Source organism: Pseudomonas sp. LA5 (assembly GCF_028640825.1).
GTDB classification, from domain to species: Bacteria; Pseudomonadota; Gammaproteobacteria; order Pseudomonadales; family Pseudomonadaceae; genus Chryseomonas; species Chryseomonas aestiva.
In genome coordinates this window covers 178,895-194,228 of record NZ_JAQYZY010000037.1, presented here as the reverse complement: position 1 = coordinate 194,228, position 15,334 = coordinate 178,895, and the positions used below count along the sequence as shown (strand labels likewise).

At 68.5% G+C, this 15,334-nt stretch carries 14 protein-coding genes, 1 other RNA gene and 1 pseudogene; 8 read left to right on the top strand and 8 right to left on the bottom strand.

The genetic code is table 11. The features are described from left to right. Positions 1–85: 85 nt before the first annotated feature. From PVZ72_RS12900 to PVZ72_RS12875, 6 genes are read right to left on the bottom strand one after another with little or no spacing between them, the layout of a single operon-like run. A complete protein-coding gene (locus PVZ72_RS12900) occupies positions 86–913 on the bottom strand; it encodes a phosphodiesterase (RefSeq protein WP_273862100.1) in 828 nt (275 codons plus the stop codon). Between the two features lie 9 nt (positions 914–922). Further along, positions 923–1,954, bottom strand: coding sequence for an ABC transporter ATP-binding protein (locus tag PVZ72_RS12895; protein WP_273862099.1), 1,032 nt, complete (start codon positions 1,952–1,954; stop codon positions 923–925). Next, on the bottom strand, positions 1,951–2,745 hold the full coding sequence (locus PVZ72_RS12890) for an ABC transporter permease (protein WP_273862098.1): 795 nt from the start codon (positions 2,743–2,745) through the stop codon (positions 1,951–1,953). The genes PVZ72_RS12895 and PVZ72_RS12890 overlap by 4 nt, the downstream gene beginning before the upstream one ends. After that, positions 2,742–3,599 carry an ABC transporter permease gene (locus PVZ72_RS12885; RefSeq protein ID WP_273862097.1) on the bottom strand — a complete coding sequence of 286 codons (858 nt, stop codon included), beginning with the start codon at positions 3,597–3,599 and terminating at the stop codon, positions 2,742–2,744. Before PVZ72_RS12885 ends, PVZ72_RS12890 begins: the two co-directional genes overlap by 4 nt. Position 3,600: 1 nt before the next feature. Beyond that, positions 3,601–4,614, bottom strand: a complete 1,014-nt coding sequence (locus tag PVZ72_RS12880) for an ABC transporter substrate-binding protein (RefSeq protein ID WP_252977136.1) — start codon at positions 4,612–4,614, stop codon at positions 3,601–3,603. Further along, on the bottom strand, positions 4,611–5,612 hold the full coding sequence (locus PVZ72_RS12875; RefSeq protein ID WP_187979479.1) for a substrate-binding domain-containing protein: 1,002 nt from the start codon (positions 5,610–5,612) through the stop codon (positions 4,611–4,613). The genes PVZ72_RS12880 and PVZ72_RS12875 overlap by 4 nt, the downstream gene beginning before the upstream one ends. Before the next feature lie 275 nt (positions 5,613–5,887). Here PVZ72_RS12875 and PVZ72_RS12870 point away from each other — a divergent pair, with 275 nt between their 5' ends. The 8 genes and pseudogenes from PVZ72_RS12870 (at position 5,888) to PVZ72_RS12840 (ending at position 14,032) form a co-directional block, all read left to right on the top strand. Beyond that, positions 5,888–7,642: an ABC transporter permease gene (locus PVZ72_RS12870; protein ID WP_273862096.1), complete on the top strand. Its 1,755-nt coding sequence runs from the start codon at positions 5,888–5,890 to the stop codon at positions 7,640–7,642. A 13-nt stretch (positions 7,643–7,655) separates the two neighbouring features. Then, on the top strand, positions 7,656–8,963 hold the full coding sequence (locus PVZ72_RS12865; protein ID WP_273862095.1) for an ABC transporter ATP-binding protein: 1,308 nt from the start codon (positions 7,656–7,658) through the stop codon (positions 8,961–8,963). Positions 8,964–9,045: 82 nt separating this feature from the next. Continuing rightward, a non-coding RNA gene (locus PVZ72_RS12860) (sX9 sRNA) lies at positions 9,046–9,116 on the top strand. Positions 9,117–9,156: 40 nt separating this feature from the next. After that, a complete protein-coding gene (locus PVZ72_RS12855) occupies positions 9,157–10,215 on the top strand; it encodes a sensor histidine kinase (RefSeq protein ID WP_273862094.1) in 1,059 nt (352 codons plus the stop codon). Further along, on the top strand, positions 10,212–10,853 hold the full coding sequence (locus PVZ72_RS12850) for a response regulator transcription factor (RefSeq protein ID WP_273862093.1): 642 nt from the start codon (positions 10,212–10,214) through the stop codon (positions 10,851–10,853). Before PVZ72_RS12855 ends, PVZ72_RS12850 begins: the two co-directional genes overlap by 4 nt. A 140-nt stretch (positions 10,854–10,993) precedes the next feature. Then, positions 10,994–11,764, top strand: a pseudogene (locus PVZ72_RS24250) (MCP four helix bundle domain-containing protein); the annotation flags it as partial. Further along, positions 11,738–12,622 (top strand): methyl-accepting chemotaxis protein, encoded by an 885-nt coding sequence (locus PVZ72_RS24245; RefSeq protein WP_431312633.1) that lies wholly within the window; start codon positions 11,738–11,740, stop codon positions 12,620–12,622. The pseudogene PVZ72_RS24250 and the gene PVZ72_RS24245, both read left to right, overlap by 27 nt. Before the next feature lie 183 nt (positions 12,623–12,805). Beyond that, positions 12,806–14,032, top strand: a complete 1,227-nt coding sequence (locus PVZ72_RS12840) for an HD-GYP domain-containing protein (RefSeq protein ID WP_273862092.1) — start codon at positions 12,806–12,808, stop codon at positions 14,030–14,032. 34 nt (positions 14,033–14,066) lie between these two features. On the opposite strand, the gene PVZ72_RS12835 is transcribed toward PVZ72_RS12840, so the two are convergent. Then, positions 14,067–14,690, bottom strand: coding sequence for a VOC family protein (locus PVZ72_RS12835; RefSeq protein WP_273862091.1), 624 nt, complete (start codon positions 14,688–14,690; stop codon positions 14,067–14,069). A 129-nt stretch (positions 14,691–14,819) separates the two neighbouring features. Beyond that, a complete protein-coding gene (locus tag PVZ72_RS12830) occupies positions 14,820–15,287 on the bottom strand; it encodes a winged helix-turn-helix transcriptional regulator (protein ID WP_187979473.1) in 468 nt (155 codons plus the stop codon). Positions 15,288–15,334: the final 47 nt, after the last annotated feature.

Genomic DNA, 15,334 nt, shown 5'->3' with positions numbered 1-15,334 from the left:
CGTCAGGCGCCGGCGTTACCTTTTGCACCACCCTGGGTCGCAGCAGCGGCCGCTCTGCTACCTCAGGACCCGAAACGGGGCGGTGTCAGTCCAGCAACTGGCCATCGGCGGCGAAGAAGGGGTAGGGCCCCGGATAGTTGCCCAGCGGCAGATGGTGGGTCACCAGGGCCGCGTCCGCCCAGCGATGCAGCAGCAGGCCCGGCGGCTCCAGGCGGAAGCGCGACGGCGCCGCTTCGCGCAGGTCCAGGTCGACCTGGTGCGACACGCCGGGACAGACGCAGGCCAGGGTGCCGCCGAAGCGGCGCTGGATCAGCCGGTGCAGATGACCGCAAAGCAGCCGCTCCACCTGAGGATGGCGGCGGATCACGGCTTCCAGTTCAGCGCCGCCGTCCAGGCCGATGCGATCCATATGGCCGATGCCGACCGGGAACGGCGGATGGTGCAGGAGCACCAGGGTCGGCTGGTCGGGTGCCTGGCTGAGCTGGTCGTCGAGCCAGGCCAGTTGCGCGGCGTCGAGACGCCCCCCGTGCTCGCCGGGAATATGGGTATCCAGCCCGATCAGCCGTAGCGGGCCGCAGTCCTGCTGCCAGTCCAGGGTGCCCCGGGCCGGCAGATAGGGGTGATCGGCGAAAGCCGTGCGCAAGGCGGCGCGGTCGTCGTGATTGCCGGGGATGACGAAGAAGGGCATGGTCAGTTCGGCCAAGACCTCGCGCAGGGTGGCGTATTCCTCGGGGGTGCCGAAGTCCACCAGGTCGCCGGTGATGACCAGCGCATCCGGGCGCGGTTGCAGGGCGTTGAGGCGGTCCACCGCCAGGCGCAGGGCGCCGAGGGTATCGACCACCCCGTAGGACAGCCGGCCGCCGGCCTTGATGTGCAGGTCGCTGAGCTGGGCCAGCAGGAAGGGCGCGTACATCGGGGTCTCCTAGGAAGCGAGGGTGAAGAGCGCGTCGGGACGCACGTTCAGGTGCAGCAGGTCGCCTGGTTGCGCCTGCAGGGGCTGGGCGGTGTCCACCAGCAGCGGCTGGCCGGTGCCCACTTCCACCAGCAGCCGCGAATGGGCGCCCTGGAAGAATTGCCCGACCAGGATGCCGGTGAGGTGCGCGGGCGTCGTGCTCGGCTCCAGGTGTTCCGGGCGACAGAACAGGGTGCTGGCAGCGCCGGTCCAGGGCAGCCGTCCGCCGGCGACCGCCACCTCGGCGCCGCTCTGGCCGCGCACCTCGAAGCGGTTGAGCTGGCCGACGAAACCGGCGACGAAGCGACTGGCCGGGCGCTGGTAGATCTGCGTCGGGGTGCCGATCTGGGCGATGCGGCCTTCGCCCATCACCACGATGCGATCGCCCAGGGCCAGGGCCTCCTGCTGGTCATGGGTGACATAGACCGCGGTGGTGCCGAGTTCGCGCAGCAGGGCGCCGATGTCGGCCCGCAACTGCTCGCGCAGCTGGGCGTCCAGCGCCGCCAGGGGTTCGTCGAACAGGAGCACCCGGGGGCGCGGTGCCAGCGCCCGGGCCAGGGCCACGCGCTGGCGCTGGCCACCGGACAGCTGCTGGATGCGCCGCTCGGCCAGGGCCTCCAGCTGCATCATGGCCAGCAATTCGGCGACCCGGGCATCGCGCTCGGCGCGCGGCAGGCCGCGGATCTTCAGGCCGTAGGCGATGTTGCCGGCCACGTCCAGGTTGGGAAACAGGGCGTAGTTCTGGAACACCATGCCGACGTCGCGCCGCTCGATGGGCAGGTCGGTGACGTCACGCTCGTCGAACAGCACCTGGCCGCCGGCATCGGGCTGCTCCAGGCCGGCGATCAGCCGCAGGGTGGTGGTCTTGCCACAGCCGGACGGGCCAAGGAACACCAGGGTCTCGCCCGGGTGGATGTCGAGGTCCAGGGGCTGCAGCACCTGGCGGCCTCCGGCAAAGGTCTTGGCGCAGTGGCGCAGGCGGACGGCGGTACCTTGGGTCATCGCAGGGCTCCACGGGAGAGACGGGCGCTGAGGGCCTGGAGGGCGACCAGCAGCGGCACGATCAGCAAGAGGAAGATCAGGGTGTAGGCGGAGCCCACCTCCAGCCGCGCCGAGGCGTAGCTGTCGGCCAGGCCCACCGGCAGGGTCTTGGTCAGGGGCGTGTGCAGCATCCAGGTGAAGTTGAATTCCCCCAGCGAGAGGGTGATCACCATGAGGCTGCCGGCGAGGATGCCGGCGCGGGCATTGGGCACCACCACGCCGAAGAAGCGCCGCCAGGGACCGGCGCCCAGGCTGGCTGCGGCTTCCTCCAGCTGCGGCAGCTGGCTGCGCCTGAGCACCGCCATCACCGGGCGGATCAGGAAGGGCAGGGTGAACAGCAGATGGCCCACCAGGATGATCGCCGGGCTGCGGCGAAAGCCGCCGAGATGGCCGTAGGTCAGCAGCAGCGCCAGGGCCGAGGCGAAGCCGGGCATGGCCACGGGCAGCACCAGCAATTCCTCGAAGGCGCGAGCGAAACGGTTGTCCAGCCGGACCAGGGCATAGGCCGCCGGGACGCCGAGCACGACCGCGAGGACCGCCGTCCCCAGCGCCAGTTGCAGCGACAGCCAGACGGTGGGGGCATAGGCCTGCCAGACCTGCAGCACCCAGTCCAGGGTGAGGCCGCTGGCGAGGCCCTGGAAGTAGTTGCGGGTGAGGCCGGCCAGTACCGAGAGCAGCACCGGCACCAGCAGGAAGGCGGCCACCAGCAGGGTGAACAGCAGTTGCAGCCAGAAGCGCAGGGGGCGATTCATCGCAAATCTCCCTGGACACCGCCGAGGCGCCGGGCCAGCAGCAGGACCAGCCAGGTGACGAGGCCAAGCACCACCGAGAGCGCCGCGGCGACGCCAAAGTTGGCGAAGTTGGTGAAGGTGTCGTAGATGGCGATGGGCGTTACCGCCAGGCGCGTGCCGAGGGTGAAGGCGGTGCCGAAGGCGCCCATGGCGGTGGCGAAGCACAGCGCGCCGCTGGACAGCAGCGCCGGGGTCAGGCCGGGGATCAGCACATCGCGCACCACGGCGAAGAGCCCGGCACCCAGGGAGCGGGCGGCTTCTTCCAGACTGGTATCGAGGGTCTCGCAGGCCGCCATCACCGTGAGGATCACCCGCGGAATGGAGAAATAGAGATAGCCGAGAAACAGCCCGAACAGCGAATAGGCGAACACCCAGGGCTCACCGAACAGGCCGCGCCCAAGGCTGGCGAACAGACCCTGGCGACCGCCCAGCAGGATGATCAGGAAGCCCACCACCACGCCGGGAAAGGCCAGCGGAAAGGTCAGCAGCGCCACCAGCAGGCTGCGCCCAGGGAAGGCATGGCGCGCCAGGAAGCAGCCGGCGAGGCCGGCCACCAGCAGGGTGGCCAGGGTGGTGACGGCGGCCAGGGCCACCGTCTGGGCCAGTCCGGACAGATAGCCGGCGCTGGTCAGCACCTGCCAGTAGCCGGAGCTGCCGGCGGCGTCCGGGCGGGCGCCGAGCACCAGCAGGTGGGTCAATGGCAACAGCCAGAAGGCCAGCAGGAAGGCGCTCGCCGGTGCCAGGGCGACCAGCACCGGCCAGGGCAGCCGGCGCGGCACCCGGCGGCGCCCGAAGGAAACGGCGAGGCCCTGCATCTCAGCGCACCTCGGCCTGGTAACGCTTGGCGAAGGCTTCCTGGACCGCGGCCATGTGACCGTAGTCGACGGTGCCGGCGCGGGCATAGTCGGCGGCGGGCAGGAAGCGCGCCTTCACCTCGGCCGGCAGCGGCACGTCCCGCACCGGCCGCAGATAGGCCTGGGCCCAGAGCGCCTGGCCCTTGTCCGACAGCACATAGTCCAGCACCTTCTCGCCATTGGCGCGGTGCGGCGCGCCCTTCACCAGGCTCATGGTGTAGGGCACGGTCAGGCTGCCTTCCTGGGGAATGACGAAGGCCACCGGGGCGTTGTCCTTGTAGCGGGCGCGGTAGGCGTTGAAGTCGTAGTCCACCAGGATCGGGATCTCGCCGGAGAGCAGGCGGGCATAGGCGGTCTGCTTGGGCACGATGGGATCGTTGGCGGCCAGTTTCTTGAAGAAGGCCATGGCCGGACCGAAGTCGTCGAGGTTGCCACCCAGGGCCTGGTTGAGCGCTACCGCGGTGACGTAGCCGACGAAGGCGCTGGACGGATCCAGGTAGCCCACCAGGCCGCGGTACTCGGGCTTGAGCAGGTCGGCCCAGCGCTGTGGCACCGGCTTGCCGCCCAGGGCCTGGGTATTGACCATGAAGCCGAGGGTGCCGGAATGGATGGCGGTCCATTCACCCTGGGGGTCCTTGAGGCCGGTCGGAACCTGGTCCCAGTGCTTGGGCTGGTAGGGCTGCAGCACCCCGGCCTTGTCGGCCTGGATGCCGAAGGTCACCCCGTAGTAGACGACGTCGGCCACCGGGGCTTCGCGTTCGGCCACCAGCTGGGCCAGCGACTGGCCGGAATTCTTGTTGTCCTGGGGGACCTCGATACCGGTGTCGGCGGCGATGGCCTTGAGCTGGGCACCCCAGTCGGCCCACTCCAGCGGGCAGTTGTAGCAGATGGCGGTTTCGGCGGCCTGGGCGCTGGCCAGGCCACAGGCCAGGGCGACGCCGGCCAGGAGACGACGCAAGGGGAAGGGTGATTTCATCGGTAGGGCTCCTTCAAGGGGCCGGCACTGGTGCCGGGACGGACGAGGCAGGGCAGACACTGCTGGTGGGTGGCACTGCCGGCGATCAGCGCCAGCAATTCGGTGACGAGCACGGCGCCCAGGCTCTGCAAGGGCTGCATGACGCTGCACAGGCTGGGTTCGAGACGGGCGCCCATGGCGATGCCATCGAAACCCACTACCGAGAGTTGATCAGGCACGGGCACCCCGTGGCGCTGCAGTTCGGCGATGACGCTGATGGCCAGCAGGTCGTTGGTGCAGAGCAGGGCGGTCGGGGCGTGACGCTCCAGCAGCGGCGCCAGCTCCGCCCAGTCGGCGTCGGTGTGGCTGGCCAGCTCCAGGCGCGGCAGCGTCGGCAGGCCGGCGGCGGCCATCGCCTGGCAATAGCCGGCGAAGCGGCGCTCGCTGCGATCCGACTGCTGGGCCGGCCCCGAGACCAGGGCGATGCGGCGGTGCCCCAGGCCAAGCAGGTGCTCGGTGGCCATGGCCATGCCCTGGCGGTTGTCCACCGCCACCGCCGCATAGGGACGCTGGGGTTCGTGATAGGCCAGGATGAAGGGCGTCCGCTCCTGGCTCAGCTCGGCCAGCACCTCGCTGCGGTCGGCGTCGGCCACCGTCAGTACCAGGCCGGCGACGCGCTGGCGCAGCAGTTCCTCCACCACCGCCGCTTCGCGCTCGGGCTGGTAGTCGGTGGTGGCGATCACCAGCGAATAGCCCTGGCTGCGCGCGGTGCGCTCCATGGCGTGCAGCTGTTCGGCGAACACCGGGTTGAGCAGGCTGGGCACCACCACGCCGATCAGCCGGGTGCTCTGCTGACGCAGCTGGCGGCCCAGCAGATTGGGACGGAAATTGAGACTGCGCGCGGCGTCCAGCACCCGCTGACGGGTGCTCTCGCGCACCTGCTCGGGCGTGGCGAAGGCGCGCGCCGCCGTGGCCCGGGAGACCCCCGCCTGTTGCGCTACCTGTTTCAGATCGGTCATGCCGGCCTCGTTTGAGATCGATCTCATTGGCGGTAGACAATGCCGGCGGCAGATGTCGGGAGGATGACAGCGAGATGAAGCTTCTGCTCTGGCGCCGGGCCCGGGCGCGGATGGCAGCAGGCGAGGGCGGGCCTGGGCGGGATATACCTTGGTATAGCCAGGCGTCCTTCGTTTCGATGGCTGGGACGGGATGGCGAGCCTAGATTAGCCCGGTGTCCGGACCCTGCGCGGCAGGGCCGGACACTCTCCCAAGGCCCCCTGCAAAGAGGTACGCCATGAAGACCCTTCCTGGCCTCTACACCCCCGCCGTGGCGCCGCGCTCGCTGCGGCAACGTCCCGCTTCCCTGTGGGCCGATGCCCTCTGCCTGGCCCTCGGGCTGATCGCCCTGGCGCTGATCTGGCATGGCGTCGCCGAAATGCGCGCGCCCCTGGCCGTGCTCGACGCCGATCCCATGACCCTGGACCTGGCGCGGCTGCCCGAGTACGCCCTGCGCACCACCCTGCGCATGTTCATCGCCCTGGGCGCCTCGCTGCTGTTCACCTTCGTCTTCGCCACCCTGGCGGCCAAGAGTCGCAAGGCGGAGCTGCTGATCCTGCCGGCCATCGACATCCTGCAGTCGGTGCCCATCCTCGGCTTCCTGACCTTTACCGTCAGCTTCTTCCTGGGCCTGTTCCCGGGGCGGCAACTGGGCGCCGAGTGCGCCGCCATCTTCGCCATCTTCACCAGCCAGGCCTGGAACATGGCGTTCGGCTTCTACCAGTCGCTGCGTACCGTGCCCGAGGACCTGCAGCAGGTGAGTCGCCAGTTCGGGCTGTCGCCCTGGCGGCGGTTCTTTCGCCTGGAGCTGCCGTTCGCCATCCCCGGTCTGGTATGGAACACCATGATGTCCATGTCCGGCGGCTGGTTCTTCGTGGTGGCCTCGGAAGCCATCACCGTGGGCGACAACACCATCAACCTGCCGGGCATAGGCTCCTGGCTGGCGCTGGCCATCGCCCGGCAGGACATTGCCGCCATCGGCTGGGCGGTGCTGGCCATGGGACTGGTGATCCTGGTCTACGACCAGCTGTTCTTCCGCCCGGTGGTAGCCTGGGCCGATCGCTTCCGCGTCGAGCAGACCGCCAGCCAGCAGGTACCGCGCTCCTGGGTCTACGACCTGGTCCGCCGCGCGCGCCTGGGCCGCATGCTGGGTGGCTTCGGCAGCTTCTGCATCCAGCTCGCCACCCCGCGGATCCGCCGCCCCTGGCCGCACTGGCACCTGGCGCCGCAAAGCCGCGCCTGGCTGCAACGCGGGCTGGACGTGCTCTGGTACGGCGCGCTGCTGCTGGTGCTGCCCTATGGCATCTATGCGCTGTATCGCTTCATCGCCGCCGACGTCTACTGGGTGGAAGCGGTCTCGGTGCTGGGCCTGGGTCTGCTGACCATGGCCCGGGTGCTGTTGCTGATCGCCGTCGCCAGCCTGATCTGGGTGCCCATCGGCGTCTGGATCGGCCTGCGCCCGGGCTGGTCGCAGCGTTTGCAGGCGGTGGCCCAGTTCCTCGCCGCCTTTCCGGCCAACGTGCTGTTCCCGGTGGCGGTGGTGGGCATCGTCAGCTTCCACCTCAATCCGGACATCTGGCTGTCGCCGCTGATGGTGCTGGGCACCCAGTGGTACATCCTGTTCAACGTCATCGCCGGCGCCAGCGTGCTGCCCAACGACCTGCGCGAAGCGGCCCGGCTGTTCGGCCTCAGGCGCTGGCAGTGGTGGCGGCAGCTGGCCCTGCCGGCGATCTTTCCCTACTACCTCACCGGCGCCCTGACCGCCGCGGGCGGTTCCTGGAACGCCAGCATCGTCGCCGAGGTGGTGAGCTGGGGCAACGAGCGCCTGCAGGCCCATGGCCTGGGCGCCTACATCGCGCAGATGACCACCGCCGGCGACTTCCCCCGGGTCGCCCTGGGCATCGTGGTGATGTCGATCTTCGTCCTCGGTTTCAACCGGCTGCTCTGGCGGCCCCTGTATGCCTACGCCGAACGGCGCCTGCGGCTCGATTGAGAGGAGAACCATCATGAACCTGACCACCCTGAACCCGCGTCCGCTCATCGACGTGCAGAAGGTCCGCCAGCTGTACGGCAACGCCGGTGGCCCGGCCCGGGTCGTGCTGGACGAAGTGTCCCTGACCCTGCACGAAAACGAGATCGTCGGCCTGCTGGGGCGCTCCGGCTCGGGCAAGTCGACCCTGCTCAGATCCATCGCCGGGCTGCTCACCCCCAGCGGCGGCAGCGTCGCTTTCCCGCCCAAGGACGACGGCCAGCGCGCCCGGGTCAGCATGGTATTCCAGAGCTTCGCGCTGTTTCCCTGGCTGACCGTGCTGCAGAACGTAGAGATCGGCCTGGAGGCGCTGCACGTGCCGCTGGACGAGCGCCGTCGCCGCGCCCTGGCCGCCATCGACCTGATCGGCCTGGACGGCTTCGAGAGCGCCTATCCCAAGGAGCTCTCCGGCGGCATGCGCCAGCGCGTCGGCCTGGCCCGTGCCCTGGTGGTGCACCCGGACGTGCTGCTGATGGACGAACCCTTCTCGGCGCTGGACGTGCTCACCGCCGAGACCCTTCGCACCGACCTGCTTGACCTCTGGGTCGAAGGGCGCATGCCGATCCGCTCGATCCTCATGGTCACCCACAACATCGCCGAGGCGGTGCTGCTCTGCGATCGGGTGCTGATCTTTTCCAGCAATCCCGGCCGCGTCGCCAGCGAGATCCGTATCGACTTGCCGCAGCCGCGCAATCGCCATGATCCGGCCTTCCGCGAACTGGTGGAGGAAATCTATGTGCGCATGACCGGCGAGACTACGCCGGCACCCCACGAAGGGGGCGTTCCCGGCAACGGCCTGGGCATGCGGCTGCCGACCGTGTCCACCAATGCCCTGGCCGGTCTGCTGGAGGCGGTCCAGGCCGCGCCCTACGACGGTCGCGCCGACCTGCCGGAACTGGCCGGCGGGCTGGGCTATGCACTGGACGAGCTCTTTCCCCTGGCCGAGGTGCTGCAACTGCTGCGCCTCGCGGTCCTCGAAGGTGGTGATCTGCGTCTGCTGCCGGCCGGGCGCGCCTATGTCGAGGCGGGGGTGGACGTGCGCAAGCAGCTGTTCGCCCGCCAGTTGCTCAACTTCGTGCCCCTGGTGGCCCATATTCGCCGGGTGCTGGACGATCGCCAGGGTCACACGGCGCCGGCGCGGCGTTTCCGCGACGAGCTGGAGGACTTCATGGACGAAGCCGACGCCGCCCGCACCCTCGGCAGCGCCATCCAGTGGGGGCGCTACGGTGAACTCTTCGCCTATGATCAGGCGGCCGATATGTTCAGCCTGGAAAACCCGGGTTAAGAGCGACTAATAAAACTACTGCGCGTCCGCCAGACGGGCGCGTGCAGTGCTCGGAATCCTCATGTATCCCCCATACACTCGTACGCGAGCCCGATGCGGTTCCTGCGCGCCGCGCGCACCCGCCTGACAGCCGCTCGCTACGTTTTGTTAGCCGCTCTAGGACGTCCACGCGACCACGAACGAGAGACTGGCCATGGATCGACGACCCTTCGCCACCACCACCCACTGGCTGCGGCTAGGCGGCCTCTGCGCCCTGGCGCTGGGCATCGCCCTACTGGACACCTTCACCGACCGGGAGATCGCCATCGGCGTCTTCCAGGTGGTGGTGGTGCTCCTGGCGGCCGGCTTTCTGTCGGCGCGCGGGGTCACGATCACCGCGCTGGGCTGCACGCTGCTGGTGCTCTGCAGTTATATCGCCACCCGGAGCGGGGATCAGGAGGCTGGGCTGGTCAACTGCATCATCAGCCTCCTGGCCATCGTCGCGGTCGCCGCCCTGTCCCTGCGCCTGGAGGCCGCCAAGCGCGCCGCCGACGCGGCCCGGACACGCCTGGCCCAGGCCGGGCGCCTGAGCCAGCTGGGTGAACTGGCCGCATCCATCGCCCATGAGGTGAACCAGCCGCTCACCGCCATCGCCGCCAGTGGCAACGCCTGCCAGCGCTGGCTGAGCAATCAGCCGCCGCAGGTGGAGCGCGCCGTGCAGGCGGCGCAGCGGGTCATCGACGACGCCCACCGCGCCAGCGCGGTGATCGCCCGGGTGCGCAGCCTGGTGCGCCAGGCGCAGGTGGCCAAGGATTGGCTGAACGTCGCCGATACCGTGGAGCAGGTGCTGGATTTCGTCCGCGCCGAATTGAGCCAGCGTCAGGTCGCCGTGGAGGTCCGCCTGCAGGAGGGTCTGCCGCCGCTGCTGGCCGACGAAAGCCAGCTGCAGCAGGTCATCCTCAATCTGCTGCTCAACGCCCTGGACGCCCTCGAAGGGATGCCGCCCGAGCAGCGGCGGGTGGTCATCCAGGTGGGACAGGACACCGCCGGCGCCATCCGCCTGGGCGTGGAAGACAGCGGTCGCGGCTTGACGCCCATGGCGCGCGAGCAGATGTTCGAGGCCTTCTACACCACCAAGGCGCAGGGCATGGGCCTGGGACTGGCGCTCAGTCGCTCCATCGTCGAAGCCCATGGCGGGCGGATCTGGGCCACCTCGCTGCCGGAAGGCGGCACTGGGGTCTACTGCAGCCTGCCCAAGGATCCACAACCATGACCTCTCAAAGCCTGACCGACCAGACCCAGTCCGCGCGGGTCCACCTGGTGGACGACGACGCCTCGGTGCGCGCCGCCGTGGAAGACCTGCTGGCGTCCGTGGGGCTCAGCACCCGCAGCTATGTCTCGGCCGCCGATTTTCTCCACCAGGCGCGGCTGGACGAACCGGGCTGCCTGGTGCTGGACGTGCGCATGCCCGGCATGAACGGCCTGGATCTGCAGCAGGAATTGCAGCGGCGTGGCCTGGCCCTGCCGATCATCTTCATCACCGGCCATGGCGACATCCCCATGTCGGTCCGGGCGATGAAACAGGGCGCTCTAGAGTTCCTCACCAAGCCGTTTCGTGACCAGGACCTGCTCGATGCCATCGACCAGGCGCTGCGCAAGGCGCAGGACGCCCATGCCCAGCGCCGGCAGTTGCAGGCCCTGCAGACCCGCCTCGACACTCTCAACGACGGCGAACGGGCGGTGCTGGCGCGGGTGGTGACCGGCCTGCTCAACAAGCAGATCGCCGCCCAGCTGGGGGTCAGCGAGATCACCGTGAAGGTGCGCCGCGCGGCCCTCATGCGCAAGCTGCAGGCCGGCTCCCTGGCGGAACTGGTCAAGATGGTGGAGCGGCTGGAGGCGTCACGCGGCTAGGTCATTGCGACGCGCCGTGCAGCCGCTGGACAGCCTCCGCAGCTTTCTTGTCGCGCCAATCGCTGACGCGCTAAAGAAAGGCATTAGTCAGTCGATACGGGCTTTAGAGGATCGCCTTCCGCCGATCCAAGGAGCCCGTCTTGAATCTTCGTCAGCTACGCATCGCCCCCCGCGCCACCCTCTGCTTCGGTGCGGTCACCCTGTTCGTGATGCTGCTCGGCGCCTTCGCCCTGGTCCAGCTCAAGGCCCTGCGCGCCACCGAGCAGGCGATGGAAGCCGAATGGCTGGCGAGCGTCCAGACCACCGATGACATTCAGGTCGCGCTGCTGCACACCCGCCTCGAAAGCATCCGGCTGCTGGCCAGCGAGGACAGCGCGGCCATGGCCCTCGCCACCCGGCAGATCCAGGTGAATCGCGATCTGATGAACGCCCGGACGGCCTATTACCGCGACCACCTGATTTCCACCGCCGAGGAACGCAGCAACTTCGACCAGGCCGCCCTGCAGATGAAAGGCTATCTGGACGGACTGGATCGGGTGGTGACCCTGGCCGCCAGCGATCGCGCCGAAGCGCTCAAACTGGCCAATGGCGAGCAGCGCCAGCGCGCCGAAGGCTATCAGGAGCAACTGACCCGGCTGCGCGAATTCAACGGCGAAGGCGCCCGCCATGCCGGGGAAGCGGCGACGGGCATCTATGACCAGAGTGTCAGGATCGTGGTCGGCATCATGCTGCTGGCGGTGCTGGTCACCCTGCTGCTGGCCTGGCGGCTGACCCGTAGCCTGGCCCAGCCGATCGGCGCTTCCCTGGCCGTGGCCAATGCCATCGCCCAGGGCGAGCTGACCGGCAAGATCGATCCCACCGGCAAGGACGAAGCCGCCGGGCTGATGCGCGCCCTGGCGCAGATGCAGGACAACCTCAAGGACACCCTGCATGGCATATCCAGTTCTTCCAGCCGCCTGAGCGACACCGCGCGCACCATGCACGCTGTCACCGACCAGGCCAGTCGCGCTCTGGCGAGTCAGAACGCCGAGATCGACCAGGCCGCTACCGCGGTCACCGAGATGAGCGCCGCGGTGGAAGAGGTGGCCCGCAACGCCTCGTCCACCTCCCAGGCCGCGCGGGACTCCAGCGCCGCCGCGGAAAGCGGTAATGCCAAGGTTGGCCAGGCCCTCGATGCCATGCAGCGCCTCACCCAGCAGGTGCAGTCCACCTCGGTGCAGGTCGAAGGCCTGGCCGGACAGGCCCAGGACATCAGCCAGGTGCTCAGCGTGATCGGCGCCATCGCCGAGCAGACCAATCTGCTGGCGCTCAACGCGGCCATCGAGGCCGCCCGGGCGGGCGAACAGGGTCGCGGTTTCGCCGTGGTCGCCGACGAGGTCCGCGCCCTGGCGCATCGTACCCAGACCTCGACCCGCGAGATCGAGCAGATGATCCAGGCGATCCAGAAGGGCTCGGCCGAAGCCGTGGATTCCATGCAGCTCAGCTCCACCCAGGCCCAGGCCACCTATGCGGTGGCCCAGGAAGCCGGGGCGGCGCTGAGCGACATCCTCCAGGCCGTGCGCCTGATCGACGAGCGCAACCTGCAGATCGCCACCGCCTCCGAAGAGCAGGCCCACGTCTCTCGCGAGGTGGACCGCAACCTCATCAGCATTCGCGATCTGTCGGTGCAGACCAGCGACGGCAACCGCGAAACCGTGGGTGCCAGCGAGCAACTGTCGGAACTGGCCGGCGAACTGCAGACGCTGGTGCGACGCTTCAAGCTGGCGTGAGGGGAGGGCGCGCCGTCTGGTATCGCGCGCCCCGAAGTTACAGACAGTTACCTCTGACCACTGTTTTTTGCCAGCTCATCGGCGCGGGCAGGCTGGATGCTTCCCTGGATGATGGCATTTTGGTATCAATGGTTATTGTAATACCTATTAAATCCCGCCCACCGACGTGCTTGCCGAGAAGCCATGGCGCTGCCCCAATACAGCATCAGAGTGCCCGTGTCCCAGTTGCAGCTGGGCATGTACGTCTGCGAACTGGATCGGCCCTGGGAAGGCACGCCCTTCCTGTTCCAGGGATTCCCCATCCAGAGCGTGCAGGATCTCCGCACCCTGCAGGACACCTGCGAGTTCGTCTGGGTGGACCGGCGCCAGAGTCCTGCCGTGACGCCGCTATCGGCTAACCTGTCCGCCAACCTGGCGGCCAGCGCTCAGGCCAAGACCTATGCCATCGACTACCGGGGTGAGGTCAAGACCACCGAACCGGTGTGGCGCGAGGCCCGCGCCGTATCGATGCGGATGCTCGACGCCGTCAAATTCGGCAAGGAACTCAACGTCAGCGAAGTCCGGCGGGCGGTCGGCGAGTGCGTCGAGAGCGTGCTCAAGCACCCCGCGGCCAGCCTCTGGCTGGCGCGCATCAAGCAGCGTGACCACTACACCGCGGAACACTGCCTGCGCGTCTCGCTCTATGCCATCGCCCTGGGCAAGGCGCTGGGCATGCTGCCCCTCGAACTGGAAGAACTCGGGGTGTGCGGCATGCTGCACGACGTCGGCAAGATCAAGGTGCCCGACGAGATCCTCAACAAGCCAGGCCGCCTGACCGAGGAAGAATTCCGCATCATGCAGGCCCATACCACCTACGGCTATCAGTTGCTGATGGCCAACAGCGAGGTGCCGCCCGCCGCCGTCGACGTCGCCCATACCCACCACGAACGCATGGATGGCAAGGGTTACCCCCGCCAGCTGCCGGCGCAGCGCATCCCCTTCAAGGCCAAGATCATTGCCGTGGTGGATGCCTACGACGCCATCACCAGCGATCGCCCCTACAGCGAGGGCCGTTCCAGCCTGGAAGCCTTGCGCGTCCTCTTCGAAGCGCGGGGCACGCAATTCGACGAAGCCGTCGTCCTGGCCTTCATCCAGCTGATCGGTGTCTATCCGCCGGGCGAGATCGTCGAGCTGAGCACCGGCGAGGTGGGCATCATCATCGGCTTCGACGCCGGCAGCAAATTGAAGCCGCGGGTGCTGATCGTGCTGGACACCAGCAAGCAGCCGCGACCGGAGCAGGTACTCGACCTGGCGCGCAATCCGCTCGATGAGCAGGGGCGCCTCATCAGCGTCCGCGCGGTAAAACCCTCGGGTGCCTATGGCATCGATATCGACGCCTACCGCGCCAAGGGGCTGGTGGTGCCGGGCTGAGTGGGCGTGCGGGTCGGCCGCCAGCGGTTGGCCATCAGAGGGTCTTCAGACCCGTTGGCGTCTCCAGATAGGCCAGCAGGTCGGGTCTCTCGCCAGGCATCACCGCGACGGGCCCGGAAAAACCGATCGCCTCCAGCTGCTGCCCGAGCACCGCGGCAGCGGGATGCCTGAGCTCCAGACGCTGCAAGCAGCAGCCCTGGTCGATCAGCCCTGACGCGGGGTGCCGGGCATCGCCCCAGTCGATCAGGCTGGGCAGGACACCACCCAGCCGCAGCTGTCCATCGGCGTGGATCGATATCTGCCAGGCCAGCGTGCCGCGGCTCATCGACTCGATGCGGCCGAAGGTCTGCGTGAGGCGCGCATCCGCCTCAGCCAATCCCCGGGTCCTGGCCACCCAGTGCGCCAGGCGGGGCTCGGCATCGGGGCCCAGCTCATCCAGCCCGAACCAGCGAGGTCTGGTCGGCGGTGGAGCATCCGGGTCCGGGGCTATGACTTCCAGGTAGCAGTCACCCAGGCGCAGCAGGAGGTTGTGGGTGCCCATGCGCGCGTGTTTGCCGCCGGGCTGCAGCGCCACGCCCAGGCGCTGCTCGACATGCAGAGCGCCCGCGGCGAGGGTCGGGGCCACGATGACCAGATGATCCAGGCTGGAACGTCTCATGGGTGCGACTCCTGAGTGGGTGAGGTGCGAGCACGAAGGGGGCGGCAGGGTCCGTTTGGCGTTCACCGGCCAGGCCTGGGTCACGATGGCAGCCACCGCGGAACGCAGTGGCTGCCCTGGCGGTTCCATTCAGGGCCGTGGGTCTTCGTCAATTGGCTCGTCCGGCATGGGCCTTGGCGATTGCCACGCCGGCTTCTCGTGAACTCGCTCATCGAAGGCACGGCGCGCGGCGCGGAAGTCTTCGACATTCTCGATGACCCAGGTCCAGATGGGCGTCATCCGGATCAGCAGACTCAGGCCCAGCGGCGTCAATTCGTATTCGACCCGGGGCGGGACTTCGTCGAAGTCGTGGCGCAGCAGCAGGCCGTCACGTTCGAGGGCGCGCAGGGTCTTGGTCAGCATCCGCTGGGTGATGCCCGAGAGTTGCCGCGCCAGCTCGGCATGCCGCATGACGCCATAGACCCCAAGCGCATGCAGGACCCCCAGGGACCAGCGACTGCCCGCATGGGTCAGCACCTCCCGGCGTACGCCGTCTTCGTCCCGCCTGAGCGTCTGGCAGATGGCTTCGGACTGTCGGAGGATCTCCAGATCGGTCATCTCGTCCCCTGGTATCACGCGTGTGCCTTCTTCTGAGCGCCGCTGGC